Annotated in this window: 26 protein-coding genes; 6 read left to right on the top strand and 20 right to left on the bottom strand. The window is 50.0% G+C overall.

Annotated features, from left to right (window positions below):
• Positions 1-47 precede the first annotated feature (47 nt).
• Positions 48-599: an NUDIX hydrolase gene (locus tag RQP18_RS06860; protein ID WP_342387002.1), complete on the bottom strand. Its 552-nt coding sequence runs from the start codon at positions 597-599 to the stop codon at positions 48-50.
• Positions 600-760: 161 nt separating this feature from the next.
• On the opposite strand from RQP18_RS06860, the gene RQP18_RS06855 reads away from it, so the two are divergent.
• Positions 761-1,675 carry an aldo/keto reductase gene (locus RQP18_RS06855; protein WP_342387001.1) on the top strand — a complete coding sequence of 305 codons (915 nt, stop codon included), beginning with the start codon at positions 761-763 and terminating at the stop codon, positions 1,673-1,675.
• Positions 1,672-2,592: an alpha/beta hydrolase gene (locus RQP18_RS06850; protein ID WP_342387000.1), complete on the top strand. Its 921-nt coding sequence runs from the start codon at positions 1,672-1,674 to the stop codon at positions 2,590-2,592. The genes RQP18_RS06855 and RQP18_RS06850 overlap by 4 nt, the downstream gene beginning before the upstream one ends.
• Here the strand turns inward: RQP18_RS06850 and RQP18_RS06845 are convergent.
• On the bottom strand, positions 2,567-3,493 hold the full coding sequence (locus tag RQP18_RS06845) for an MBL fold metallo-hydrolase (protein ID WP_342386999.1): 927 nt from the start codon (positions 3,491-3,493) through the stop codon (positions 2,567-2,569). The two genes, RQP18_RS06850 and RQP18_RS06845, sit on opposite strands and share 26 nt — an antisense overlap.
• A gap of 114 nt (positions 3,494-3,607) precedes the next feature.
• Here RQP18_RS06845 and zwf point away from each other — a divergent pair, with 114 nt between their 5' ends.
• Together zwf and RQP18_RS06835 are read left to right on the top strand one after the other, a co-directional pair.
• Positions 3,608-5,092: a glucose-6-phosphate dehydrogenase gene (zwf, locus tag RQP18_RS06840; protein WP_342386998.1), complete on the top strand. Its 1,485-nt coding sequence runs from the start codon at positions 3,608-3,610 to the stop codon at positions 5,090-5,092.
• 19 nt (positions 5,093-5,111) lie between these two features.
• On the top strand, positions 5,112-5,963 hold the full coding sequence (locus RQP18_RS06835; protein WP_342386997.1) for an AraC family transcriptional regulator: 852 nt from the start codon (positions 5,112-5,114) through the stop codon (positions 5,961-5,963).
• A 45-nt stretch (positions 5,964-6,008) separates the two neighbouring features.
• Here RQP18_RS06835 and gndA read toward each other — a convergent pair whose 3' ends face one another.
• Positions 6,009-7,412 carry an NADP-dependent phosphogluconate dehydrogenase gene (gene gndA, locus RQP18_RS06830; RefSeq protein ID WP_342386996.1) on the bottom strand — a complete coding sequence of 468 codons (1,404 nt, stop codon included), beginning with the start codon at positions 7,410-7,412 and terminating at the stop codon, positions 6,009-6,011.
• Between the two features lie 5 nt (positions 7,413-7,417).
• Complete coding sequence (locus tag RQP18_RS06825; RefSeq protein WP_342386995.1) at positions 7,418-8,539, bottom strand: M20/M25/M40 family metallo-hydrolase; 1,122 nt, start codon at positions 8,537-8,539, stop codon at positions 7,418-7,420.
• A gap of 82 nt (positions 8,540-8,621) precedes the next feature.
• Here RQP18_RS06825 and prli42 point away from each other — a divergent pair, with 82 nt between their 5' ends.
• Complete coding sequence (gene prli42, locus RQP18_RS06820; protein ID WP_156956073.1) at positions 8,622-8,723, top strand: stressosome-associated protein Prli42; 102 nt, start codon at positions 8,622-8,624, stop codon at positions 8,721-8,723.
• Between the two features lie 41 nt (positions 8,724-8,764).
• Here the strand turns inward: prli42 and RQP18_RS06815 are convergent, their stop codons facing one another.
• The 8 genes from RQP18_RS06815 to RQP18_RS06780 all read right to left on the bottom strand — a co-directional run bounded on the left by RQP18_RS06815 (position 8,765) and on the right by RQP18_RS06780 (position 17,089).
• The gene (locus tag RQP18_RS06815) at positions 8,765-9,202 is read right to left on the bottom strand and encodes a BrxA/BrxB family bacilliredoxin (RefSeq protein WP_342386994.1); all 438 of its coding nucleotides are present in this window, start codon (positions 9,200-9,202) and stop codon (positions 8,765-8,767) included.
• Between the two features lie 92 nt (positions 9,203-9,294).
• Positions 9,295-10,578: a dihydrolipoamide acetyltransferase family protein gene (locus tag RQP18_RS06810; protein ID WP_342389385.1), complete on the bottom strand. Its 1,284-nt coding sequence runs from the start codon at positions 10,576-10,578 to the stop codon at positions 9,295-9,297.
• An 8-nt stretch (positions 10,579-10,586) separates the two neighbouring features.
• Complete coding sequence (locus RQP18_RS06805) at positions 10,587-11,570, bottom strand: alpha-ketoacid dehydrogenase subunit beta (protein WP_342386993.1); 984 nt, start codon at positions 11,568-11,570, stop codon at positions 10,587-10,589.
• Positions 11,563-12,558: a thiamine pyrophosphate-dependent dehydrogenase E1 component subunit alpha gene (locus tag RQP18_RS06800; RefSeq protein ID WP_342386992.1), complete on the bottom strand. Its 996-nt coding sequence runs from the start codon at positions 12,556-12,558 to the stop codon at positions 11,563-11,565. Before RQP18_RS06800 ends, RQP18_RS06805 begins: the two co-directional genes overlap by 8 nt.
• Before the next feature lie 13 nt (positions 12,559-12,571).
• Entirely contained in the window at positions 12,572-13,990 is a 1,419-nt protein-coding gene (gene lpdA / locus RQP18_RS06795; protein ID WP_342386991.1) for a dihydrolipoyl dehydrogenase, read from the bottom strand.
• Between the two features lie 11 nt (positions 13,991-14,001).
• Complete coding sequence (buk, locus tag RQP18_RS06790) at positions 14,002-15,066, bottom strand: butyrate kinase (protein ID WP_342386990.1); 1,065 nt, start codon at positions 15,064-15,066, stop codon at positions 14,002-14,004.
• 9 nt (positions 15,067-15,075) lie between these two features.
• Positions 15,076-16,170, bottom strand: a complete 1,095-nt coding sequence (locus tag RQP18_RS06785; RefSeq protein ID WP_342386989.1) for a Leu/Phe/Val dehydrogenase — start codon at positions 16,168-16,170, stop codon at positions 15,076-15,078.
• Between the two features lie 19 nt (positions 16,171-16,189).
• Entirely contained in the window at positions 16,190-17,089 is a 900-nt protein-coding gene (locus tag RQP18_RS06780; RefSeq protein WP_342386988.1) for a phosphate acyltransferase, read from the bottom strand.
• 162 nt (positions 17,090-17,251) lie between these two features.
• Between RQP18_RS06780 and RQP18_RS06775 the strand changes: the two genes are divergently transcribed.
• Entirely contained in the window at positions 17,252-17,518 is a 267-nt protein-coding gene (locus tag RQP18_RS06775; RefSeq protein WP_342386987.1) for a DUF2627 domain-containing protein, read from the top strand.
• Between the two features lie 15 nt (positions 17,519-17,533).
• On the opposite strand, the gene recN is transcribed toward RQP18_RS06775, so the two are convergent.
• The 8 genes from recN to nusB form a co-directional block, all read right to left on the bottom strand.
• Positions 17,534-19,207 carry a DNA repair protein RecN gene (gene recN, locus RQP18_RS06770; RefSeq protein WP_342386986.1) on the bottom strand — a complete coding sequence of 558 codons (1,674 nt, stop codon included), beginning with the start codon at positions 19,205-19,207 and terminating at the stop codon, positions 17,534-17,536.
• A 15-nt stretch (positions 19,208-19,222) separates the two neighbouring features.
• A complete protein-coding gene (gene ahrC, locus RQP18_RS06765) occupies positions 19,223-19,675 on the bottom strand; it encodes a transcriptional regulator AhrC/ArgR (RefSeq protein ID WP_342386985.1) in 453 nt (150 codons plus the stop codon).
• Between the two features lie 82 nt (positions 19,676-19,757).
• The gene (locus RQP18_RS06760; protein WP_342386984.1) at positions 19,758-20,549 is read right to left on the bottom strand and encodes a TlyA family RNA methyltransferase; all 792 of its coding nucleotides are present in this window, start codon (positions 20,547-20,549) and stop codon (positions 19,758-19,760) included.
• A complete protein-coding gene (gene dxs, locus RQP18_RS06755) occupies positions 20,527-22,419 on the bottom strand; it encodes a 1-deoxy-D-xylulose-5-phosphate synthase (protein WP_342386983.1) in 1,893 nt (630 codons plus the stop codon). Before dxs ends, RQP18_RS06760 begins: the two co-directional genes overlap by 23 nt.
• Before the next feature lie 90 nt (positions 22,420-22,509).
• Entirely contained in the window at positions 22,510-23,388 is an 879-nt protein-coding gene (locus tag RQP18_RS06750) for a polyprenyl synthetase family protein (protein ID WP_342386982.1), read from the bottom strand.
• Complete coding sequence (locus RQP18_RS06745; RefSeq protein ID WP_342386981.1) at positions 23,381-23,590, bottom strand: exodeoxyribonuclease VII small subunit; 210 nt, start codon at positions 23,588-23,590, stop codon at positions 23,381-23,383. The genes RQP18_RS06750 and RQP18_RS06745 overlap by 8 nt, the downstream gene beginning before the upstream one ends.
• A complete protein-coding gene (gene xseA, locus RQP18_RS06740; protein ID WP_342386980.1) occupies positions 23,571-24,923 on the bottom strand; it encodes an exodeoxyribonuclease VII large subunit in 1,353 nt (450 codons plus the stop codon). The genes RQP18_RS06745 and xseA overlap by 20 nt, the downstream gene beginning before the upstream one ends.
• Entirely contained in the window at positions 24,910-25,311 is a 402-nt protein-coding gene (nusB, locus tag RQP18_RS06735; protein WP_342386979.1) for a transcription antitermination factor NusB, read from the bottom strand. Before nusB ends, xseA begins: the two co-directional genes overlap by 14 nt.
• Positions 25,312-25,320: the final 9 nt, after the last annotated feature.

Here is a 25,320-nt window from a genome sequence, read left to right as displayed (position 1 = left end):
CCAATTTATAACGTTTTTAAAAGTCCTTTGTACCTTATTTAGAATTATTATAAATTGTAAGCCGCTATTACATGCTGTACTGCGATGATCGTTTTCGAATCCCTGAAGGCCCCCGCCTGAAGCAGTTTTTTCAGATCCTGCAGCTGGACTGTGACGATATCGAGGAATTCATCATCATCGAGCTCCTGGACATCGATCGTCATATCTCTTGCCTCATACAGGTAGACATACTCATTGGAGAAGCCGGGTGAAACGTAGAATTCCTGGATCTCCTCCAGTTCTTCGGCGACACCACCTATCTCTTCTCGCAGTTCCTTGATGGCCGTCTCGCGGGGCGCTTCCCCCACCTCGATCTTGCCGGCGGGGATTTCCAGCAGAAAGTCATCCGGAGCCACCCTGTACTGACGGACGAAATACATTTCCTCCTGATGGACCGCAATGAGGGCAACGGCACCTTTATGGTATACTATCTCACGGTCGGCGGTCCCGCCGTCGGGCAGCTTCACCCTGCTGTGGTCGACTTTGATGACTTTACCGTCAAAAATCCTATTATTTGAAATGATCTCTTCTTTAAGATGGGAGTAATCATTATTTTCCATATCCACATGCCTCTCCTTCTTACTGATACAATTGATGCTACAGTTAGTATATTACCATAGCGGGAAATAATCATATAGTATGGACAAAAAGGCAAAATAATGCAAGAAATCACCCAGTGTTGGTATAATTCTAAATGACTAATTAATGGAGGCATGAACTTATGAGAAACATTCAGTTAAAAGATGATATCACCCTATCCGAACTCTCCCTTGGATGCATGAATCTGCCATTGGACGACAGATCAGAAACTGAAAAGATCATCCGTTTCGCACTGGAATCGGGCATCACCCACTTTGATACTGCAGATCTTTACCAGTTTGGTGAAAATGAAAAGGTCCTGGGTGAAGTGATGCAGCAGTTCCGTTCGGACTATACATTCACAATCGGCACCAAAGCCGGCAACGAATTCGATGCAGAAAAGCGGGAGAAGATCGGATGGAATCCGTCCGCCAGCCATATCAAAAGTGCAGTCAAGGACTCCCTCGGCCGTCTTGGCATGGAGGCGATCGACCTCTATCAGCTGCATGGCGGCACAATTGAAGACAACAAGGATGAAACCATATCTGCATTTGAAGACCTCAAGAAGGAGGGGGTGATCAGAAGTTACGGCATCTCCTCCATCCGCCTCAACGTCATCGACTACTATCTGAAGCACAGTGATATTTCGACGCTGATGATGCAGTTCAACCCGATTGACAACAGACCTTTGGAAGTGGCCGACAATCTGAATAAGGAAGTGAAGATACTTTCCAGAGGCCCTGTGATGAAAGGACTGTTGAGCGGCAATTCCCGGAAGGTGTTGGAGAACAAGTTTGAAGACGGTGTGCTGGAGTATTCATATGAAGAGCTGCAGGATACCATCAGCAGGCTTGAGAAGATCAATGGCGACCTAACCGCCCTCTCCTATGCCTTCCTGAGACACAACGATGCTGTAATCGTAAACGGGGTGAGCAGCCTTGCCCAGCTTGAATCCAATGTGGAAAGCTACAGAAGCATGCCTGAACTTTCACAGCAGGAGTATGAGAACATCCTGGATGCAGTCAAACTGATCAGATATGAGGAGCATAGAGCATGAAACCTTTAATAAAGTGGCTGACCGCACTGGCCAGCTCCATCATCATCCTGTTCATTACACTTGGCTACTATGCATCGAGCCAGGCCCTGTTCTTCAAACTGAGGGACGTAGAGGTCATCAAAAGGCGGGAGACAAGGGCCAAACGGCTGAACATGGAAACTTTCCAGGGCCTGCCCCAGGATGACCTCCTCATCCCGTCGAAATTCGACTACAGCATCAATGCCATCTTCGTCCATCCGAATGAGACGAACAAGTGGATGGTGCTGTGCCATGGAGTGACGGAGAACAAGATCAGTTCGATCAAATACCTGAACATGTTCACGGACATGGGATACAACTGTGTCATCTATGATGCCAGACGCCATGGAAATACAGGGGGCATCCATTCGACCTATGGCTTCTACGAAAAGTATGATCTTGAAACCGTCGTGGACTACCTCTTCGACCATTACGGGCCGGACATTGAGGTCGGGATACACGGCGAGTCCATGGGTGCTGCCACGATGCTGCTCTATGCAGGTGAACTTTCCAACCGGGCCAAGTTCTATATTTCGGATGCTTCCTTCTCCACTCTGGGGGATGAACTGACGAACATATTCAGCCAGTATACGAAAATAGGGTCTCCGCTGATCCTGATATTCACGAATATCTTCTTCCGTATCAGGAGCAGATTCTCACTATTCAAAGTTTCTCCCATCAGGGTCATTGAAAAGATAGAACAACCGGTTCTCTTCGTCCACTCGAAGCCTGACAAATTCATTCCCCACAGCCATACAGAAGAGCTGTATAAAAAGAAAAAGCCGCCAAAGGCGGCATGGTACCCGGAACGTGGCGGGCATGTCGAAAGTTATAACAAAAACCCCGAAAAGTACCGCAAAGTCGTTGCAAGCTTCATCGCGAATCACGTGGGATGGTGATTTCGAGGTAGTCATATGCAAGTACTGCACGGTCTCCGAGCCGCTCTTCGACGCCCTGTATCATTTCAGCGTCATAGCGGTTGCTGATGTGACCGAACAGCAGCTGGCCATATGAAATAGGGGACAGGTTCCTGAGCACACCATTAATTTCCGAATGGAAATACTGGTGTGCTTTTTCCTGTTCTCCTTCAAGATAGGTCGCTTCGTGGACGATGAGATCGGAACCATCGAGAAGTTCCAGGTAATCTGCCCTGTCGATTATCCTCGTATCCCCATGGACGGCGACCTTCCTCCCCTTTACCGGCGGACTCAGGAAATCTGCCGTATCATATGTTTCCTCCCCGTGACGGAAGGTGTGTGAATTCTTGATTTCCCTATAGACCGGTCCGGGCATAATGCCGATGTCCTTGAGCTTTCCACTGTCCAATGCACCCAATTTGTCCGGTTCGATGAAGACATACATGAAGCTGTCGACTGCGTGATCCAGAAGATAGCTCTTCACCGTGAAGCCTTCGACATCATATTCCCCATTGTGGAAGACTTCCACAAAGCGGATGGGATAGTTGAGGTGGGACCCGCTGACCTTGAAAGTCATCTCGACCCATTCCTTCAGACCGGGCGGTCCGTAGACCACAAGCGGTACCCCTTCCCCGCCCTGATGGGCGCGGGAGGAGAGGAATCCGGGCAGGCCGAATATATGGTCACCATGAAGGTGTGTAATGAACACGTGTTTTATTTTTGATGGCCTGATCGTCGTATTTAGTATTCTGTGCTGCAGGGCTTCCGAGGCGTCGATGAGGAAGTACTGGTTGATCTCCTCGACGACATCCAGTACGAAACTTTGGGTGTTTCTCGTTCTGGATGGAATGCCTGCGCCAGAACCTAGTACTTTGAATTTCATTCTATCACCTGTTTTTGAAATGTTGGTCCATTATATCATATTAAAGAGTTGTGTTTTTAAGAATACAGTGGAATAATGATAAAAGAAAAATTTTGACTAAAGGACTTGTTGGATATGACGACTCAACCATTTAAAGTAGCAATCGCATTGTTCGGAGCAACAGGCGATCTTTCAAGGAGGAAGCTCCTGCCTTCCATTTTTCACCTCTTCCAGGAAGGGGCTTTGAAGAAGGACTTTGCATTGATTGCTGTCGGCAGACGGGATCTGACGGACGCGGAATTCAGGGATATTGCCAGAACCTCCATAAGCAGCAATGGCAAGCTTGAAACATTGGAGGGGCTCGAGGCATTTCTGAAGCATATCCATTATGTGAAGGTCTCCGTCACGGACAGTGCCAGCTATGCTGCATTGAAGGAAAAATTCGAATCAGTTGAAGAAAAGTATGATACAGCAGGAAACAGGCTTTTCTATCTGGCGATGCCGCCCCAGTTCTTCACGGATATTACAGACAACCTGAGGATTTCCGGTGTGACAGAAACGGACGGCTATAAGAAGCTGATTATAGAAAAGCCTTTCGGCAAGGATTACGAAAGTGCACACAAACTGAACGAAGACATCTCAAAGTCGTTCAGGGAACATGAAATCTACCGTATCGACCACTATCTCGGCAAGGAGATGGTACAGAATATAGAGGTCATCCGTTTCAGCAACAGCCTGTTCGAGCCTTTATGGAACAACCATTATGTATCGAATGTCCAGATCACCTCTTCCGAATCGCTCGGCGTGCTGGACCGGGGGGAGTATTATGAGCGGAGTGGTGCTGTACGCGATATGTTCCAGAACCATATGCTCCAGATCGTCTCCCTTCTGGGCATGGAGCCGCCGATCAGCCTGAACAGTGATGATATACGGGAAGAGAAGATCAAGGTGCTGAAAAGCCTTCGCAAAGTCGAAGAGAAGGATGTCAATAAATATTTTGTCCGGGGCCAGTATGATGAAGGTCTCGCAGAGGGCGAACATGTACAAAGCTACAGGGAGGAAGCGGATGTCAGCGAGGATTCCAATACCCCCACCTTCATAGCAGCCAGGCTGTTCATTGATAATTTCAGATGGGCCGGCGTGCCATTCTATGTCCGTACAGGAAAGAGGATGAAGGACAAGGAAACAAAAATCGTTGTGGAGTTCAAGGAAGTTCCCAAGAACCTCTATTATCAGAAGGAAGAGGATGATGTCCTCGCCAAGAACCTTCTCGTCATCCGCATCCAGCCGAATGAAAGCATTACGCTGCACCTGAACGTCAAGGATTATGCGGGGGAGCAGGACACCAAAGAGATCAAGCTTTCGTACTCGGTCGACAATCAGGATCTGGCACGTACAGTGGATGCCTATGAAAATCTGGTCTATGACTGCCTGAACGGGGACGCGACCAATTTCACCCATTATGAAGAACTGATGAATGCCTGGTCATTCGTCGACCCCGTCAACAGAGCATGGGAGAAGGAGATTGCACCTTTCCCGAACTATCGTTCAGGCTCTGACGGTCCGGTCAAAAGCAGCCTCCTTCTGTCCAAGGATGGATTCAAATGGTGGAACGTATAACTGGAGAAGTGAGGATATAATGGAAACAGTAAATTTTGTCGAAAAGTTCATCATCTATATAGAGGATCATCTGCGTGAACGTATAGACTACGACAGTGTGCTTGATAACATGGGGGTGGAGCCCAAATCGTTCATCACCATATTCACTTCACTTGCCGGCATGACGCCCTACGAGTATCAGACTAGACGGAAGATGACGGAAATCGCCCATGAGCTGCAGGCGGGCCACCTCAGACTGGTGGATATCGCAAAGTTCTACGGCTATCGGGATATCGACTCTTTCAAAATTGCGTATCTTGAAGCTTTCGGGATTTCCCCCTATGAAACCGAAAAGCATTTCGATGCCCTGGATCTACAGGAGCGCATATCTTTTGAAGTGGTACCTGTGGACCGTCCGAAGTACCCATCAAGAAACGCCTATATGGAAAGCTTCCGGATTACAGGATTCGTCCGGAATTTCCCCCTCGAGAACTACAGGAGTGGGATGAAATATGACTTTCTTGCGTATCTTGAGGAAAATGATGTATTGAATGAACTGCTGAGATATAATGACGGCGGCATAAAAGGCATCATACTGCATGAACGCTATGTCGATGGCGGAATGGAACTGACCGTCGGGGTCTCCTCGACACTCGCCAGCCCTTTCGAAGAGACATATACGGAGAGCAGTGAATTTGTCATCTTTGAATCCGTCGGTGCTCCGGCAGAAGCGGCCGGGGATATATACAGATATATCTTCCGTAGATGGCGTTTCAAGGAAGAGAAGGATCTCAACTGTAATTTCTCCATGGAGGTCCTGAAAAGCCGGAACGACTTTGTTTCCGGAGATTCCAAAGTCCAGGTGTGGCAGGCGCTGTATCAGGATCTATAAAAAATTCGTCCATCCCCTTCATTGGGATGGACGAATTTTTTTGTGTTACTGCCACTCGGTATGGAATACACCCGGCTTATCCAGCCGTTCATAGGTATGCGCCCCGAAATAGTCGCGTTGGGCCTGGATCATGTTGCTTGAAACCCTCTCTTGCTTCATGCTGTCGAAATAGGACAGTGCGCTCAGGAAGGCAGGCATCGGTATTTCATTTTCTATCGCAAGCACCCCGATGCGCCGCAGGCTCGGATGGCTGGATTTGACTACATTTCTGAAATAGTCGTCCAGCAGCAGATTGGTGAGTGCAGGATCATTTTCGTATGCCCTGTTGATCTCTTCCAGGAACTGGGCTCTTATGATGCATCCTTTTCTCCAGATCATGGAAATTTCACCGAGCTGCAGATTCCAATTGTAGATTTCACTTGCTTCACGGAGCAGTCTGAACCCTTGGGAATAGCTCATCAGTTTGCTGATATACAAAGCATTCTTCAGGTCCTCAAGCACGGAATCCTTCTGCTCGGGAGACAGGCTATTCATTTCACTCTGATATGCTTCGCTTATAAGTGCCCGTTCCTCTACCAGACTGGAAAGGCACCTCACGAATACGCTGTCTGTAATCAGGGACAGTGGGATGCCAAGCTTGAGACCTTCGATGCCCGTCCACTTGCCTGTCCCCTTCTGACCCGCCTTGTCCAGAATCAGATCGATGATGTAATTGCCGGCGTCATCCTTGAACTCCAGTATGCGTGCAGTAATTTCAATCAGATAGCTGTTGAGGTCGCCCTGGTTCCATTCGTCGAAGACGGCACTCATTTCATCATTCGACATGTTGAGGCCATGCTTCATGAAATAATAGCTCTCTGCAATCAGTTCCATATCGGCATACTCAATACCGTTGTGGATCATTTTTACGTAATGGCCGCTTCCATCCTCACCGATATAGGTGACGCAGGGCTTCCCGTCATCCGCTTTGGCAGCGATCTTCTCAAGTATGCCGCTGACATTGTCATAGGCTTTCCGCTGGCCGCCAGGCATCAGTGATGGACCGTTCAAAGCGCCCTCTTCGCCTCCGCTTACGCCCATGCCGATGAAATTGATACCCTTTTCAGTCAGCTGCATATTGCGACGACGTGTATTTTCATACTGCTCATTCCCGCCATCGATCAGTGTATCGCCTTCACCAAGGTAAGGTGCAATCTGTTCGATGGTCTTATCCGTCACTTCCCCCGCCTTCACGAGAAGGAGGATGTTTCTCGGCTTTTTCAGACTTTCAATAAAATTTTCCAATGACGATGCGATATCCACATTCTCTTCTTTAAGTTCAGTCATGCGGTTTTCCCTGACGTCTTCAAAGAAGTCGAAAGTGACCACCTTGAAGCCGTTTCTTGACATATTTTTTGCGATGTTCGTCCCCATAACACCAAGACCGACTACTCCAATATCATAGATCATGCGCTCTACTCCTTATCATTCTGGACTTTGATGATTTCAATGACCAGTTCAGTAATTTTATGCAGTTCCTCTATCGGCATTTTTTCTTCCGTCGTATGGATGTTTTCGTATCCAAGTCCGAGTATCGCCGTATCCAGTCCTGCTCCGGCGAATATATTGCCGTCACTCCCGCCGCCGAGGCTGATCAGGTCGGGTCTGCGGCCGATATTTTCTATCGCCTGTACTGCCGTCCTGACGACATTCGAGTCTTTGGATGCATTCAGTGCGGCATACATCACTTTTGTATCCACTTCTGCACGGCCGCCCATATCTTCGGCGATGCGTTCGAAGGTCTCCTTCATATGCTTTGTCTGAGCTTCCATCTTGGCATCATCCAAGCTTCTCGCCTCACCCAGCAGATAAACATAGTCTGTGACGACATTCGTCGCGCTGCCGCCTTCAAAACGGCCGATGTTCGCCGTCGTCTCTTCATCGATACGACCGAGTTTCATCTGGCTGATCGCGCGGGCCGCGATGTTGATCGCACTGACGCCTGTTTCCGGAGCGACGCCTGCATGTGCCTTTTTGCCATGTATATGCGCTTCAATCTTGCTTTGGGTCGGTGCGGAGGTAACCACAGTACCTACTTTGCCCGTGGAGTCGATCGCATAGCCGAACCTGCTTTTCAGTTGGGAAGCATCAAATGCCTTCGCCCCCACGAGCCCGGACTCTTCCCCGACGGTGATGATGATTTCGATGTCACCGTGGCACATGCCGGATTCCCTAATGGAATGAATAGCTTCGATGAGTGCCGCAATCCCCGCCTTGTCATCCGACCCGAGGACCGTTGAACCATCGCTGACGATATAGTCCCCATCGATGGACGGTTTTACACCCACACCGGGTGCGACGGTATCCATATGCACTGTGAAATAGACCGGTTCGGCCTTGGAGTTGTCTCCTTTGAGCTTGACGAGTATGTTGCCCGCCCCGTAGCCGGTTATCTCCTGTGTATCATCTTCATGGGCTTCGATACCCATGTCTTTGAATGTCCTGATCAGATAGTCGGCCATTTCCCTTTCATGACCGGTTTCGGAATCGATCTGGACCATTTCCATAAATTGATCGACGAGTCTGTCCTTGTTCATAAATAGCTTCCTCCAATAGTTGAGTTGATTGTACAGTAGACGTGTATTATAATTAAAAGAACAAATTCTTAAGGATGGTTTTATGAACAACAAAAAAGTTCAGAAAGCAGTGATCTGGTTTATGATAATTCTCATTGTCATCTCGGGCCTGCTTTTCGGAGTCAGCATGCTGACAACAGTGTAACCAAATTAAAGAGGTCCCTCGGGACCTCTTTTTTTCGTTCATCAGATTTCTTTGCCGTGTTCTTCGAACCATGCCTGCAGGTTGGTGATGACACTCATTGTTTCATGACCTTCAATTTCATGCCTCTCGATCATATCCACGACCTGGCCATTCTTGAAGAGGGCAAATGACGGGGAGGATGGGAGGTATTCAGGCGCCTTTTCCCTGACATGTTCAGTCGCTTCCTTGTCCTGTCCGGCAAATACAGTGAGCAGCTGGTCCGGCAGTTTGTCATAATTGAGGGCGTGTTTGGCAGCCGGACGTGCAATGCCGCCGGCACAGCCACATACCGAGTTGACCATTACAAGTGCGGTTCCTTCTTTTGAAAGATGCTGGTCGACTTCTTCCGGCGTGGTCAATTCCGTATAGCCGGAATCCCTCATTTCGCTTCTTGCCTGACTGACGACATCGTTCATATACATATTGAAATCCATATTCATTATAAAAACTCCTTTTGAAACAGCCCCATGGAGAGGATGTGATTTCAGTTCCTTTTATATAATTCTATAGCGGATGAAGGGTTTTGTAAAGCTTAGTAGACCGAAGTGGTTTCAACAGAATATGCTTCAATTCTTTCTTTGACGGCTTTCAGGAACTGTCCTGCCACCAGACCATCCAGAATACGGTGGTCGATGGAGAGGCAGAGGTTGACCATATGTCTGACGGCGATCATATCATCAATGATTACAGGCTTTTTGACAATGGATTCTACTTGCAGGATGGCAGCCTGGGGGTGGTTGATGATGCCCATTGACTGGACGGAACCGAATGCCCCCGTGTTGTTTACGGTAAACGTGCCCCCTGCCATGTGGTCCTGGGTGAGCTTGTGGTTGCGGCCGAGCGCGGCAAGTTCACCCACCTGCTTGGCAATGCCTTTGATGGAAAGATCGTCTGCATTCCGTATGACCGGAACATAGAGCTTGTCATCCCCGGCCACAGCAATGGAGATGTTGATGTCCCTGTTGATGACGATTCTGTCCCCCTGCCATGAACTGTTCAGCATCGGGTACTCCTTCAATGTCTCGGCGACCGCCTTGACAAAGAAACTGAAGAAGGTGAGATTGAACCCTTCCCGCTCCTTAAATGAAGATTTGTGCCTGTTGCGGACATTCACCAGGTTGGTGGCGTCCACTTCCATCATCAGCCATGCATGGGGGATTTCCTGGCTGGACTGCACCATCTTGCTGGCGACTGCCTTCCTGACACCGGTCACCGGTATCTCATCCCCCGCCACGATATTCTGACCGGCCGGGGCAGGCGTTGCCTCCTGCTCTGGAGACGCTGCTGCCTTCGGCTGTGTTTCGGCTGCCTGAGGACCGGCTTCGATCGTTTTCAGAACATCCTTCTTCGTAATACGACCTTCAAATCCTGTACCTTCAATCGTGTTGAGGTCGATATCATTCTCATCGGCCAGACGCATCACGACAGGTGAAATCCGTGATTTGCCATTCTTCGGTACGTCTCGGGTGCCTGTATGCCCGGAAGACGGCGTCTCCTCCACCTGTTCTGAAGCTGGGGGTGCCTCCTGTGACGGTTCCGCGCCACTTTCATCTTCCTTCCCGGCTTCTGCAGCACCTTCTGTTTCCATGAGACATATCGGTGTGCCGACTTCCACTGTATCCCCCTCATCGACGAGGAGTTCCTTGATCGTTCCATCGAATACGGAAGGCACTTCGGCCGTCACCTTGTCGGTGATGACTTCACACAAAGGATCGTATTCCCCCACCGTATCCCCCGGCTGAACCAGCCAATTTTCAATGGTTCCTTCTGTAACACTTTCGCCGAGCTTCGGCATCAGCACTTCTTCCATAGGTATTGTCCTCCTTAATGCTCCGCGAGCTCTTTCATTTTGGCTTCTATCTTGTCGGGATTGATCATGAAGAAATCTTCCATCGGTGGCGCATATGGCATGGACGGGACGTCCGGCCCTGCCAGTCTCATGATGGGCGCATCCAGATCGTACAGGCAGTTCTCTGCTATGATTGCTGCTACTTCACTGATGATACTGCCCTCAAGATTATCCTCGGTAACAAGCAGTACCTTCCCTGTTTTGGAAGCTGCCTTGATGATGCTTTCCTTATCCAGTGGATAGATGGTCCTGAGATCGAGTATCTCCGCTTCATATCCATCCTTCGACAGCCGCTCGGCTGCCTGGAGGGCATAGTTGACACAGAGGCCATATGTAATGACCGTAATGTCGTCCCCTTCGCGCTTGATGTCCGCCTTGCCGATTGGTACGGTATGGTCGCCTTCAGGTACTTCTTCCTTGAGAAGACGGTAGGCCTTCTTGTGCTCAAAGAACAATACGGGATCGTTGTCCCGGATTGCAGAAATCAGAAGTCCTTTGGCATCGGCTGGTGTGGATGGCACAACGACTTTCAGTCCGGGGGTCGAAGCGAAGATGGTCTCAACCGACTGGGAATGGTAGAGTGCCCCGTGAATGCCGCCGCCGAACGGCGCACGGATGACAATCGGACAGTTCCAGTCGTTATTGGAACGGTACCTGATTTTCGCCGCTTCACTCAGTATCTGGTTGGTTGCGGGCAGGATATAGTCTGCAAACTGGATTTCCGCCACAGGTCTTTTTCCCATCATGGCAGCACCGATGCTGGTGCCGACGATGTTGGATTCTGCCAATGGTGTATCAAGGCAGCGCAGTGCGCCGTATTTTTCCTGGAGACCGGCAGTCACCTTGAAGACGCCGCCTTTCTTGCCCACATCCTCACCGAGGACGAATACACTCTCATCCTGGCCCATTTCATAATCGAGTGCCTGGTGGATCGCTTGCAAATATGATATTTTAGCCATGCTGAACCTCCTCATACACATGCGTCAGGGCTTCCTCGGGATCCGGATAAGGCGCTTTTTCAGCTGCCTTTGTCGCATCGGTGATGACTGCTTTGGCTTCTTTTTCCAGTGCTTCGAACCATGCCTCGTCTGCAACACCGTGCTCCAGAATATAGGATCTGAATTTGATCAGACAATCCGATTCCTTCATGGTTTCACGTTCTTCCTTCTCCCGGTAGCTGTCATCATCGTCGGAAGAATGGGCGGTCAGTCGTGTGGACATCGCTTCGATGAGCGTGCCGCCTTCTCCATTGACTGCGCGTTGCCTTGCTTCCTTGACAGCCTTGTATACTGCTATCGGGTCATTTCCATCTATATGCTCGCCATGCATGCCGTATCCGAGCGCCCGGTCTGATAGCTTTTCCGCACCATACTGGAGCTCGCGGGGTACGCTGATTGCGTAATCATTGTTTTCGATGATGCATATGAAGGGCAGGTCATGCACACCGACAAAATTCAGACCTTCGTGGAAGTCCCCCTGGTTCGAAGAGCCTTCCCCGAGCGTTGTCAGAGCCACCCGCTTCTCATCGTCCATCTTGAACTTGAAGCTTGCACCGACTGCATGCAGGAGCTGTGTTGTTACACTGGAGCCCTGTGTCATGATGTTGCAGGATTTTTTACTGAAGTGCGAGGGCATCTGCTTTCCGCCGCTTGAAACATCACCCTTCTTGGCAAAAGCGGACAGCATCGTCTCCTCTGCTGTCATGCCAAAATGCGTAACGAGCGCAAGGTCCCTATAGTATGGGCTGATGATGTCCACGTCGCGGTCAAGCGCATATCCAGCGCCGACCTGTGTCGCCTCCTGCCCCTGGCAGGAAATGACGAACGGCAGTTTTCCGGCACGGTTGAGCAGCCACATCCGTTCATCAAGTTTTCTTGCAAGATGCATCGTACGATACATTTCCTTCAGGTCCTCGGGTTCGAGGCCTTCTTCTTTATAATCCAACAATGTAGTGTCCTCCTTATACATGGATACCGATTCCTTCTGCATCAAGGCCGAGCTCCATCAATACTTCCCCTATGGAGGGATGGGCATGGATGGCGCTGCCGATTTCAAGTGCTGATGCATCGAGAAATTTGGCCAGAGCCGCTTCGTTGATCAATTCGGTGGCTCCGGGGCCTACGAGGGAGAGGCCGAGTATATCCTTTGTTTCCGGTTCTACAAGTATTTTACCAAATCCTTTGTCCCCATGGGAAATTACCGCTTTTCCGACCGCTGCAAATGGCACTTTATGTATGGAATATTCCATACCTTTCTCTTTCAATATCTGTTCGGTCATGCCGATCGAAGCCACTTCAGGATGGGTATAGATGCATCTTGGTACAGCATTGTAGTCGAGGGTGTATGGTCGATGCTCCGCCATATGTTCGACTGCAGTGACCGCCTCTTTCGTAGCCACATGGGCCAGCTGCATGTTGCCGATGACGTCACCTACAGCATAGATGTTTGCGTCTTTTGTCTGGTAGTACGCGTTGGTGGAGATATATCCGCCATCAAGCTGTATCTTCGTATTGCCAAGTCCGAGATCTTCAGTATTCGGGGCCCGGCCGATGGCAATCAGAGCCTTGTCAAAAGTCTCCTCTCCTTCATCGAACTGAAGTGTGATGGTACTTTCATCCTTTTTGATACGCTCTTCGTCCAGGGCAATGCCGATCTTGAAGACGACGCCTTGGGCTTCGAGCGCTTTTTTCAGTGCCCCTGCAACATCCTTGTCCTCGTGGGGGATGATCTGGCTGCCTGCTTCGACCACGGTGACATGCGCACCGAGATCCGTCAGTATGCTCGCAAATTCAAGACCGATCACTCCACCCCCGATGATTGCCATCCTGGAAGGGACGTGATCGAGCGTCATCATGTCATCGCTTGAAAGTACGAGATTGCCGTCGAACGGGAGGAAGGGCAAGGGACGCGGATGGGATCCTGTGGCAATCATTACATGCTGGTTGATGAGGATTTCACTTTCCGCTTCTTCATCCTCCGGATGTTCGACCGCGACCGTGCCTGCCATCGGTGAAAATATGGAGGGGCCGAGTATGCGGCCATGTCCGTTGAAGACATCGACCTTGTGCTTTTTCATGAGATGTTTGACCCCATTGTACATCTGGTCCACCACATCCCGCTTTCGCTCCTGTATCTTCGTCATGTCAATTTCGGGTTCCACCGCTCCAATTCCGAAAATGTCGGCATGTTTCATGGTATTGGCCACCTCTGCGGATTTGAGCATGCTCTTTGTCGGTATGCACCCTTTATGGAGACATGTCCCTCCAAGCTTCTCCTTTTCGACGATTGCCGTCCTCAGGCCGGCCTGTCCCGCCTTGATGGCTGCAACATAGCCGGCAGTTCCGCCACCCAGTATGACCAGGTCGTATTCGTATGCCATTATATCCACTCCTACATATAGGTTTTCATTTCTTCCCTGCCTGTCAGAACACGGTACGCCCCTTCTGCCAGCGCCTGCATCTCTTCTTCCCCAGGGAAGACCGAGACGGGCGCAATGAATGAAATATAGGGTCTGACGAGGTCGATGAGATACTTGCTGTGGGCCAGCCCCCCGGTAAATATGATCTGATCCACCTGCCCTTCCAGCATGGCAGAACGGGAGCCGATCTCCTTCGCAATCTGGGCGGCAAGCGCTCTGAAGATTTTCTGGGTCGCTTCGTCTCCAGAGGCTGCGCGCTTTTCAAGTTCAAGGGCGTCCTGGGTGCCTGCAAGTGAAATGAACCCGCCCTCTTTAGTCAATATTTCGTAGATGCTGTCATAATCCAGGTTGTTCTCGATGATGAATCTCGCGAGACCGCCGTTGGGCAGGGAACCTGTACGGGTTGGACTCATCGGCCCTTCGCCGGAGAGGCCGTCATTCACATCGACGACCCTGCCTTTTTTGTGCGCCCCGATGGTAATGCCGCCCCCCATATGAGAGACGATGACATTGACATCAGAGTAGCTTTTTCCGATGGACGCAGCATATTTGCGTGCGATAGCCTTCTGGTTGAGTGCATGGAAGACAGACTTCCTTTCGATGTCCCTGAGCCCGGTAAGGCGCACTTCCTCAACCAGTTCGTCCACGACCACCGGATCAGTGATGACCGCTCTGCACCCATATTTTTCGCGGAATCTGTCTGCAATGACGCCGCTCAGATTGGAAGCATGCTTGCCATATCTGTTCGTCTCCAGGTCCTCGACCATCTTGTCATTTATATCATATGTCCCGCCCTTTATCGGCTTCAGGAGTCCTCCACGGGCGCTGACCATATCGATGGACCCGGGGTCGATGCCGTTTCTTGTGAGAAAACCCCTGATTGCTTCAAGCCTGAAGTCTATCTGCTCATCCAGAGGTCTGACGATTTCATCAGTCGGATGTCTCATTGTTTCATGTACAAAGCTTTCAGTGTTCTCATATAATGCAACTTTGGTGGATGTCCCTCCGAGGTTGACTACAAGGATGGTGTATCGCATGGGTGGCACCTACCTCCTGCCGAGTGTTGTCACTTCATTTAGTGAGAAAGTGCTTCTGACGCGCATCATGCTGTCGATGCGTTCTTCGGCGAGGCGGTCTGCTGCGACAGTCGGGGTAACGCCATCGCGTTTCGCAATTGAGAAGATCTTATCCATCTGGTTGTATATTTCCTTCACTTTGCTTTTCGCACGCTCTGCATTATATCCCTGGAGCTCGTCCGCCACATTGATGACACCTCCGCAGTTCACTACATAGTCCGGTGCATAGACGATACCGCGCTCCTCGAGGAGGCTCCCGTGCTTGTCGCTGTCCAGCAGCTGGTTGTTGGCGCTGCCGCACACGGCCTTCACCTTGAGTTCGGGGATGGTATCGTCATTCAGGATGCCCCCGAGGGCACATGGTGCAAAAATGTCCGCATCGACTGAATAGATATCCTCTATGCCCACCGCTTCGGCTCCGAAGTCATTCACGGCCCGTTCGATGGAATCACTATTGATGTCCGTGACGATCAGTTTGGCCCCTTCTTCATGCAGATGCTTGCAGAGGCTGTATGAAACGTTTCCGACCCCCTGGACGGCGATTGTTCTGCCTTCGAGTGAATCATCATCAAAAGCTTCTTTCGCCGTGCGCTTCATCGCCATGTATACACCGTAGGCCGTCATCGGACTCGGGTTGCCCCCGGAACCGTATGACTCGCTGATGCCGCATACATATGGCGTCTCCTGGTAGATGAGGTCCATATCATTGACTGTAGTGCCTACGTCCTCAGCTGTGATGTACCTGCCCCCCAGGCTGTTGACATATCTGCCCAACGCCCTGAAGAAGGCTTCGGATTTGTCTTTCTCAGCGTCCCCGATGACGACTGTCTTTCCACCCCCGAGGTTGAGCCCTGCAGCAGCATTCTTGTAGGTCATGCCTTTGGCCAGGCGCAATACGTCTTCTATAGCTTCTTCTTCAGTGTCATATTTCCACATTCTGCAGCCGCCCAGTGCGGGTCCAAGCGTAGTGTCATGGATACAGATGATTGCTTTCAGTCCGCTTGTTTCATCGTGGCAGAAAATCAGCTGCTCGTAGTCGTATTGCTCCATCTTTTCAAATATCATTCATTATCACTCCAATAATTTATTTGGAAATCATCATTGCCAGGTTTATGGAATTATATCTGTCTTCGGCACTGTCTGCCCTTGATGTCAGTACGATGGGCACCTTGGCCCCGGTAATGACGGAAGCGACACTCGCTCCTGCAGAGTAGACCAGTGATTTGTAGAGGATGTTCCCCGCTTCGATATTCGGTGCAATCAGTATGTCCACATCCCCAGCGACCTCGGACGAAATGCCTTTATGCCGGGCCGCGTCTTCTGATATTGCCACATCGAATTGCAGTGGTCCCTCTATTGTACTATCAAATTCATAGTTTTTGGCATCTGAATGTGCAAGCATGTCTGCTTCAATGGTCGAAGGCATCTTATCGGTGACTTTGTCCACTGCAGACAGAAGCGCCACTTTCGGACGCCTGACCCCAAGTCCATGCGCACAAGCCAGTGCATTGTCGACGATCTGCCTCTTCTGTTCGAGAGACGGTGCAATATTCATGCCCGCATCACTCAGAAAGACAGCTTTGTGATAATTTGGCATATCGAACAATGCCAGATGGCTGAGCAGGCGGTTATGTATCAGTCCATAATCCTTCTTCAGCACTTCCTTCAATAGAATGGAAGTTGGAATCAGCCCCTTCATCAGGACATTCGCTTCTCCCGAAGTGATGAGCCCAAGTGAGACGGCGGCTGCCTCATTGTCATCCGCGGCATGATGGATCTTGATTTCCTGATCGATCATATGGTCGGCTTCGAACGAATGCAGCATGGATTTCAATTTCTCCCGGTCATCTACAAGATGACATACTATCCCTTTTTCTTCAATTATGCGGATAAGGGGTTTTAGCACTTCACGGTCGGCCGCCCGGCATACTGAAAGCGCTGTCATTTTATTTTTATCCCCTATGAAAATTTCATCAAACTTCATGATTCTACCTCCCCTACAGTTTTTATTATACATATTCACATACCAATTTGCAGGATTTTAACCAAACATGGAATATTCAGAAGGTTGTCAAAAAATCATTTGTTTTATTACTCATTCTACATGGGTTATAATGGGGATATACAAATATTCAGGGTGATTTTCATGCAGAAGGTGATTGCGCTCGTCATACTGGTCATACCGGTATTTCTGGCAGGACTGGGCATCAAATATATGAGGGACAGTATTTTCGGCATTGTCAACGATCCGTTCACTCTTACAGTGGTACAGTTCGTCATCGGACTGGTTCTGACGGTGCTTGGCGTCTGGTTCATCGGTGGATATATACTGCATCGGGAACAGCGTCAGAAAAGGGTCCAGGAACGATTCCTGGAAAAGTCCAGACAATTGAAAGACGAGGATAAAGAATAAAGAGACGAATTGTGATCAATTCGTCTCTTTATTCTTTGCTGCTATCAATGTCTTCGCGTTTTCCAGTGCTGCATCTGTAATATCGGACCCGCTGAGCATCCTGGCAATCTCATAGACATGATCATCAGCGTCGAGATAGGTGGCGCTTGATGCTGTCCGCTGGTCGGCCGTCTCCTTGGATACATACAGGTGATGATCCGCGAGCGCTGCTGCCTGGGGCAGATGGGAGATTGAAATGACCTGCCGTGTCTTGGACAAAAGCTGCATCTTCTCGGCCATCCGTGTCGCCACGAAGCCGCTTACGCCCGTATCAATCTCATCCAGAATCAGCATGCTCTGTGCATCGAACTCCGTAAAGATTGTTCTCAGCGCGAGCATCACCCGGGCGATTTCACCGCCTGAAGCAATGCGGTTCATGGCTTTGAGCGGTTCTCCTGCATTGGTGGAGATGAGGAATTCGACACCGGAATACCCCCGTGAATCGAATGTCGTCTCCTTGACGCTGACTTCAAAGTCCGCTTCAGGCATATCCAGATCCTGGAGCTCCTTCTTTATTCTGTTTTCAAGGAAATGCTTCTGTTCAATCCTGTAGTCATGCAGGTCCTTGGCATGCTGCTCCATCTGCTTCAGCATTTTCGCCTTTTCCTTTTCAAGAGCATCGAATGACTGCGCGATGTTCTCGAGCTGTTCGATGTCATCTGCCAGCATACTACGGTATTCAATCAGTTCATCCAATGTCTTGTTGTACTTGCGCTTCAACGAGTTGAGGCTCGAGAGGCGGGCCTGCTTCATGTTGAGGCTTTCTTCATCGTAGTCGAGGGTGGACAGGTCGCTCCCCACCCTGCTGTCCAGCTCATTCAGCAGATGGTAAGCCTCAAGCACCGTGTCGCCGAACTCCCTATAGCTTTCGTCGTAGCTGGACAGTGTTTCGATATGGCCATGGATGTCATAGAGCAGTGTCTGCGGTGCATATTCGGAACTGAGCTGCGCGTGGATCAGGGAAAGCGTATTGTTGATCTTTTCAAAGTTGTCGAGGTAGCTTATTTCCTCTTCGAGCTTCTCCTCCTCCCCCTCCACCAGTTCCATGGCTGTAAGTTCCTCGTACTGGTGCTGGTACATCTGCAACTGCTGGACCCTGTTTTTGTCCTTGTATTCAAGTTCCCTGATTCTTGCTTCAAGCGCTTTGAAACGCTCGAAGCTCTCCTGGTATTTCCCGAAAGCCTCCCTATCCTTCACATCGATATAGCGGTCGAGATACCGTATATGCATGCTGTGCTCGAGCGCTTCGGACTGGGAGGACTGGGAATGGATGCTGACGACTTCATTCATGATTTCCTTGAGGGCTCCAAGTGTGATCATATGGGAATTTATCTTGATGATGCTCTTGCGATTCTGCATGACTTCCCTTCTGACGATGTAGAGTTCGTCCTCCTCTATATCATTCTTCCCGAGCAGATCCTGCATCTTTTCCGATTCCGGGAAATCAAAGACGCCTTCAATGACGGCGCCCGCCGTTTCATGACGGATGTCCTCGACGGACGCGCGTTTTCCGTAAAGGTATCTGATTGCTTCGATGATCATCGATTTCCCGGCACCGGACTCACCGGATATGACAGTGAGTCCGCTGTCGAAATCCAGTTCTATATCCTTGAGGACTGCCAGGTTTTTAATGTTTAGACGTATGAGCAAATTAAACACTCCAATTTAGATCAAATTGAATATCCGATCCCTGATTTCCTTCTGTGCTTCTTCGTTTCTGCATATCATCAGGCATGTATCATCACCGCAGATGGTGCCGACGACTTCCTCCCATTCAAGCTGGTCGATGATGGCACCGATCGACTGGGCATTTCCGGGCAAGGTCTTTAACACCAGTAGATTATCGGCATAATCCAGCTTTACGAAGCTATCCATGAGATATCTGCCCAGTTTTTCCAAGGGGTGGAACTTCCGGTCCTTCGGCATGCTGTAGACGTAGGAGCCGCTCGGCGTCGGTACTTTGATGAGCTGGAGTTCCTTGATATCCCGGGATACCGTCGCCTGCGTGACATTGAAGTTATATTCGTTCAGCCGTTCCACCAGGTCCTCCTGTGTCTCGACCTTACTGTTGGTAATGATTTCCCTGATCTTTATCTGTCGAATTGATTTATTAGACATGGTTGTCCTCCTCGCGTACCCCTTTTGTATATTTATACATATAATATCACAAAATGAATGTGTATAACATAAAAAAAGGACATCAGCCATAAACACTATGCTGAATATCCTTTTCTTCTATGGACGTTTCGGTTCCTTTGGCATATTTCAGGTAAAGCAGGTACTCGGTGTTCCCTTTGGTCCCCGTAATGGGAGACCGGTCGAGACCGGCCGCTGATAGCCCGAGGGCCTCACACTCGGCGAGTACGCGCTGGATTACATTTTCATGCGTTTCCCGGGATGTGATGATTCCGCTCTCCTCCCTTTCCTCAAGGTAGGATTCGAACTGGGGTTTGATCAGGGCGACAATTTCATATTCATGGTCGAACAGCTGGATGATATGACGCAGTATCGGAACGATGGAGGTGAATGAGACATCTATCGTGAATATGTCGGGCAATCTGGTGAAATCGTATGATTCGGTATCCTTGAAATTCGTCTGCTCCATGACGGTTACACGGTCATCGGTACGCAGCCTGTAATCCAGCTGGTTCGTACCGACATCGACTGCATAAACATGTATGGCCCCCTTCTGCAGGGCACAATCTGTAAACCCGCCGGTGGAGCTGCCGATGTCGGTCACGACTTTGCCCGAAAGTTCCATCCCAAAAGATTTCACAGCGTGATCCAGCTTGATGCCGCCTCTTGAAACATAGGGTTTTATATTTTTGAACCGTACATCGGCTTTCGTGATATCAATGATTTCGGAAGGCTTGTAGACCGGTTGGTTGTTGTTGAGCACCTTTCCGGCCATGACAATCCGCCTGACTTCCTCCAGTGTACCCAGATTGAAGTTCTGATGAAGATAGTCATCAATTCTTGATTTCTTTTTCATTTTCCCACTCCATAAGGGTCTTGGACTGCAGGATGATATTATCTGTAGTGATGCCGATATCTTCAAGCAGTTTATTGACATCTCCGTGCTCTACATATTCGTTGTCGATGCCAATCCTTCTGATGCCGTTCTTGAAACCATGATCGGCCATGAAGGCAGCAATCATGCTTCCAAGTCCACCATTGAGCATGGTTTCCTCGACTGTGAGTACGGGCCTGCCCGCGTATCCGATTGACTGGAGCATCTCTTCATCCATCGGCTTGATGAACCGGGCATTGATGACTTCGGCGTTGATACCCGTTTCCTTGAGGGCCACTGCTGCGTCTATCGCGAGATCCAGAGTGGGACCGAAGGAGATGATGGAAAGGTCGTCACCCTCCACTACCGTTTCCCAGCTGCCGTACTCCAGAGGTTCACGCGGAGCAGGTGCTTCGATGCCTTTGATATTGCCGCGCGGGTACCTGAGGGCGACTGGCCCCTCATGTTCAAAGGCGAAGTCGATCATCTGTTCCGCTTCCACTTCATCCTTCGGCATCATCAAGGTCATGTTCGGCAATGGAGAAATGAAACTGATGTCGAAGACCCCCTGGTGGGTTTCTCCATCAGCGCCGACCAGCCCGCTCCGGTCGATGCCCAGGAAGACGTTCAGATTCTGACGGTCCACATCATGCAGCAGCTGGTCATATCCCCGTTGCAGGAAAGTGGAATAGATTGCAAGGTACGGACGCATGCCGCTTGCTGCCAGACCGCCCGACATGGTGACTGCATGCTGTTCGGCGATGCCGACATCAAAGAAACGTCCGGGCAGTTCATTCTGGAATTTCGTCAACTTGCTGCCGACGGGCATGGCAGGTGTCAGTGCAACGATCCGCTCGTCCTTTTTGGCGCGTTCCAGCACCGTGTTGGACATGAATTCACTCCAGGACGGTGTGGATTTGCTGCCCAGCACCTCGCCCGTATCTATCTTGTATGGGCCAAGGCCATGCCATTTGCCAAGTTTGTCGTCTTCAGCCGGATGGTAGCCCTTGCCCTTCTTGGTGATGACATGGACGACTACCGGGCCCTTGTAGTCCTTCGAGATGTTTATGGCGTTGGACAGCTCCTCAAAATCATGGCCGTCCACCGGCCCGATATACTTGATGCCGAGTTCCTCGAAAAACACACCATCGACGACGAGGTATTTCATACTGTCCTTTATTCTGTCGGCCATGTCCCTGAGTCTCGCGCCCACCTGCGGCAGGCGGTTCAGAAAGTCTTCTATATCATGTTTGACCCTGTTGTACTGCGTGTTCGTACGCATTCTGCCGAGCATGTTATGCATCGCTCCTACGTTCGGTGCGATGCTCATTTCATTATCGTTCAGAATGATGGTCATGTCTGTTCTGTCAGAGCCGATATGGTTGAGTGCCTCAAGGGCCATGCCGCCTGTCAATGCCCCGTCACCGATGACGGGAACAACATGGTGTCCCTCCCCTTTTATATCGCGTGCTTTTGCGATGCCCATGGCTGCTGATAGACTGGTGGATGAATGACCCGCCTCCCAGACATCATGATCGGATTCGCGCATCTTTGGAAATCCGCACAATCCTTTATATTGTCTGAGCGTTTCAAATTCACTGATGCGGCCGGTCAGAATCTTATGAATATATGCCTGATGACCCACATCGAAAATCAGCCGGTCATCCGGCGAATCGAAATGCTTATGCAGGGCAATCGTCAGTTCCACTACGCCAAGGTTGGCTCCGATGTGGCCGCCTGTCCTCGAACATGACTGGATCAGAAATTCCCTTACATCCTGTGCCAGTATTTTTAGTTCCTCATCATTCTTCTGTTTCAAAAATGATGGGTCTTTTATACTATATAGATTCATATAGCAACCACCTTTAAATTTGCTAATGCCAATTATACCACTTTTATCAACAGGGAAAAAATAAAAATGATAATTCATGGGTATGAATTATCATTGGTCTCTGACTGCAAACATCTGCAGTACATTATGAAGTTCCTGTGTATCGACCTTTCCGGACAGGCCATCGAGTATTTCACCGGCACTATCAGTAAGGTTTACAAGCTCCTCGTGGGCACCTTCCAGCCCATAGGTGCTGACGTATGTCATCTTGTTCTTGCGTTCATCACTGCCCACCTGCTTGCCTGTAACAGCCATATCACCTTCCACATCCAGTATGTCATCCCTGATCTGGAAGAGGATGCCCAGCTTTTCAGAAAACTCCAGCAGCCGATTCCTGATTTCCCGGGGCGCATCTGCAATGATGCATGCACATTCTACGGGCAGGACGATCAGCTGGCCGGTCTTGTACTGGTGGATGTGTTCAAGCTGGCGGAAACCGATTTCTTCCCCTTCGGCTTCCATATCCAGCATCTGTCCGCCGATCATACCATTGAAACCGGCTTTCGATGCGGTCCGGCTGATGATGGCGAGACGCTTCTCTGCAGAAAGTGCCTCGTCCGATGCCATGATGCTGAAGCTCTCAGTGAGGAGGGTGTCCCCCGCCAGAATGGCTGCCGCCTCGCCGAATACCTTATGGTTGGTGGGCTTGCCCCGCCTGTAGTCATCGTCATCCATGGCAGGCAGATCATCATGGATGAGCGAATAGGTGTGGATCATCTCGATGGCTGCTGCCGTATGGACGCCCTTCATGGGATCCTTCCCAAGCGCTTCCAGTGTGGCAAAGAGAAGGTAGGGGCGGAACCTCTTCCCGCCCGCCTTTACAGAGTAGCTGCTGGAAACTCGGATGGTGTCTGATACATGGTTGCTTTCGAGGTGCGAAAGGATACGGGCTTCGGTTTCCTCAAGATATCCCTGCATGTCCCTATTCATCCTCTGCTCCCTTACGGTTCAAGGTTTCAACTTTCAGTTCGGCATCTTTCAATATCTTTTCGCACTCTGCAGTCAATTCTACACCCTTCTGATAGAGCTTGAGTGATTCTTCGAGGGAAACCTCATCTTCATCGAGCTGCTTCACGATGTTCTCCAGGTGCTTCATCTTATCTTCGAATGTCTCACTTTTGGTTTCTGTCATCTTCGTTCACCTCTGTCACTTTCGATACAATGCTTCCACGCGCAAAAGTCGTCTGCACTTCGTCCCCGGCTTTGAGATCGCCTGCATCTTTGACGATGCCATCTTTACCTGTGGTGAATGAATATCCCCGCAGAAGTACATTGGTGGGACTCAGTGAGTTCAGGCTTTCGACCATGCGGGTGAGGCTGTGCTTCGAATCGTTCGTCCTTATTTTTATGGAACGGTTGAGACGGGCCTCCCGGTCTTCCAGTATTTCAAGGTTCCTTCTGATCGCGGGCCCGGGCGTATTGTACTTCACGCCCTCCTTCAGAGCTGAGAGGCGGTAGTTCTTTTCCCTTATGGACTGCTGCATCTTGTCGTCGAGTCCATCTTTCAGGGTGAGGAGCTTCTCAGCCTGCTGATCGTAGAGCAGATCCGGGTTCTTAAGCTTATAATAGTTGCTGAGTGCATCGAGACGGCTTCTGCCCATGTCCAGCTTCCGGGCAAGACGGTCTGATATGAAATTGCGGGCCTGGACCAGCCGTTCCATGATGTCCCTCTGGTCAGGCACCGCCATTTCAGCCGCTGCTGTAGGCGTCGGCGCCCTCATATCCGAAATGTAGTCCACCAGTGTCGTATCCGTTTCGTGTCCAATGCCGGTTATGACGGGAGTCGTCATGCCGAAGACCTTCAACGCCACTTCTTTCTCGTTGAAAGTCCAGAGGTCCTCTATCGATCCACCGCCACGCGCCAGGATGACGATGTCATTGCCCAGTGAATCGGCATGCTCCAGATTGTCGATCACTGCCTGCCTGCTCCTGGTCCCCTGCATCAGTGTGTTGATGACAGTGACTTCCACAAGAGGATATCGTCTTGAGAGTGTTGTGATCATATCCCTTATGGCAGCCCCGGTTTCCGAACTGACTATGGTGATGGTTCTCGGGTACCTGGGCAGGGGCTTTTTGTGCTCCTGGGAAAAATAGCCCTCTTCGGCAAGCTGCTTCTTGTCCTTCTCCAGCTGTTCAAACAAAATGCCAATACCGTCCATCTCCATTTTTTCGACATAGACCTGGTACTGGCCACTGGATTCGAATATGCTGACCCTGCCTTCGATGAGGACACTCTGGCCCTCCTCCGGCTTGAATCTCATCCCGTTCGCATACCGGGAGAACATGATGGCACGGATGACGGAGTTTCCATCCTTGAGCGCAAAGAATATATGACCGCTCGTATGGTGCTTCACGTTTGAGAGCTCACCTTTTAGAAAGACCCGTGTCAGATACGGGTCCTGGTCGAATTTATATTTGAGATATTTGGTCAGTGCACCGACAGTAAGATACTTAGTATTCTCCATTGGATTGCTCATCCGTTTCCGTGATGAAGTTTTTCAAAACGCCGTTTACGAAACGGTAACCATCCTTCTCCCCGTACAGTTTGGTAAGAAGTATCGCTTCATTGATGACGACCCGATGCGGGGAATCCCCATGAAGCAGCTCCGAGATCGCTGTTCTCAGAATATTGCGTTCGACCTTCGGAATCCTCTCGAGCGTATAGTTGGTCAGATGGTCCCTTATGCCGGCATCCACCGTTTCGCTGTTCTCGAGGTAATAGTCCACAATCGTATTGATGTAGCCGTATTCCCGGTAGAGATGATGGAATGCAGTCTCCTCCAGTGTGACCAGGCCGTGATCGACCTGGAAGATGGTCTGGAAGATTTTTTTACGTTGCTCGTGTCTGTTCATTATTAACAC

Source organism: Salinicoccus sp. Bachu38, assembly GCF_038561955.2.
In the GTDB taxonomy this organism is placed as follows: Bacteria; Bacillota; Bacilli; order Staphylococcales; family Salinicoccaceae; genus Salinicoccus; species Salinicoccus bachuensis.
The sequence above is the reverse complement of the archived record's forward strand: the minus strand, read 5'-3'. Positions and strand labels throughout refer to the sequence as shown.